The sequence below is a fragment of the uncultured Fretibacterium sp. genome, assembly GCF_938030725.1.
Lineage (GTDB): Bacteria > Synergistota > Synergistia > Synergistales > Aminobacteriaceae > Fretibacterium.
In genome coordinates this window covers 1-1,386 of sequence record NZ_CALHIQ010000078.1, presented here as the reverse complement: position 1 = coordinate 1,386, position 1,386 = coordinate 1, and the positions used below count along the sequence as shown (strand labels likewise).

At 65.5% G+C, this 1,386-nt stretch carries 3 protein-coding genes; all 3 read left to right on the top strand.

Annotated elements, in window-relative coordinates; all coding sequences use genetic code 11:
* Positions 1-410: hypothetical protein (locus tag Q0629_RS04560; protein WP_298779502.1), on the top strand; the 410-nt coding region annotated here is incomplete at its 5' end.
* 152 nt (positions 411-562) lie between these two features.
* On the top strand, positions 563-1,084 hold the full coding sequence (locus Q0629_RS04555; protein ID WP_298779500.1) for a hypothetical protein: 522 nt from the start codon (positions 563-565) through the stop codon (positions 1,082-1,084).
* Between the two features lie 36 nt (positions 1,085-1,120).
* Positions 1,121-1,386, top strand: a 266-nt coding sequence (locus tag Q0629_RS04550) for a CsgG/HfaB family protein (protein WP_298779498.1), incomplete at its 3' end; no start/stop codon positions are given.

Here is a 1,386-nt window from a genome sequence, read left to right as displayed (position 1 = left end):
CTCAGCTTGCCGAACCCGCCCAGGCCTCGACGGAGGACCTGCTGCAGATGACGGAGGAGAGCCTCTACGCCGACTGGGAGGAGAACCGCGCGTTCGTCCGCGGCGTGGGGCGCGTGGTTCAGAACACGGCCCAGGGCAGGCTTCTGGCCCGTCGGGCGGCCCTGACGGACGCACGCCGGGGGCTCCTCCTGCTGCGCGGACACATCCTCGAAGACCCCGCCCTGAGGGAGCGGACGCTGTGGCTCTCCGGCCCCGTCCCCCCGGTGCGCATCCTCTCCGAGAGGATCGAGGGCGGGCTTTACTTCATCGAGGTGGAAACGGCGCTCTCCCGCCTGCTGAACAGGAACGGCGGCGTCTACGTGGCGGGAGAGATGCAGCGGCTGAAGCGTAACAGCGCCCCTGCGCGCTAGAACAATAGGGCCTGCGTTTCCTGGCCTCTGAAGGTGGGCCGAGCGGCAAGCTGAGAGCAAAGCCCGCCGCCCCTGACGGCACAGGCGAGGCCCAACGGTCGCTTCGTCAAGCGCGATTTTGTAATCAAACACTTTTCATGGAGGAGATGTCAATGGCACTGAAACATTGGAGGAGCGTTTTCGCCCTCGTTTTTGGGTTGATCTTCTGTCTGACGTCGGGGACCGCCCACGCGGTTCTGCCCAAGGGCTCGATCGCGGTGCTCTCCAAGAGCGCCTCCGCCCAAGAGGCGGCGCAGGTGGCTTCGGTATTCACACGCCAGCTGCTCGCCAAGGGGTACAAGGTGGTGGACCCCAAGAAGCTGGACGCCATACGGCGCAGCAAGGCCGCGGCTCTGGCCCTGGACGGCAACGTGGACGCAATCATGAAGTTGAGCAGGCAGTACGGGTTCAGCACTCTGATCACGGCCCAGTCGGAGGCTGGACGCCCCGTTCTGAACGAGTTCCAGCTCTACACGGGCACCTCCTCCATCGCCGTCATGGTCACGGCCTCCAACGGAAGCCAGATCTACGCCGACACCGTGGCGGGCAAGCAGGTGGGCTACACCCCGTCGGAGGCCCAGCAGAAGTCGATCGAGGCCGCAGCCGCTCTGGCCGTCAAGCGGATGACGGAATAGCCGCGGCCCAGCCCGAAGGGAAGGGAGAGGTTGACCATGAAACGAAATCGAAACCTGCGCCTGCTCGTCCTGACGGCCCTCCTCGTCGGAGCGCTCGCTGTCGGAGCGGAGGCCAGGCCGACCCTGGCGGTCCGAGAGTTCACGAACAAGGCAGGGGGCAGCGTCCCCGCCTCCGCCATCACCGAGATGATGACCACCGAGCTCTTCGAGGCGGGCCTCTTTACCCTGGTGGAGCGCGAGAAGCTGAACTACGTCGGGGAGGAGATTCGGCTGAGCCAATCGGGACTCATGGACGAGTCCAC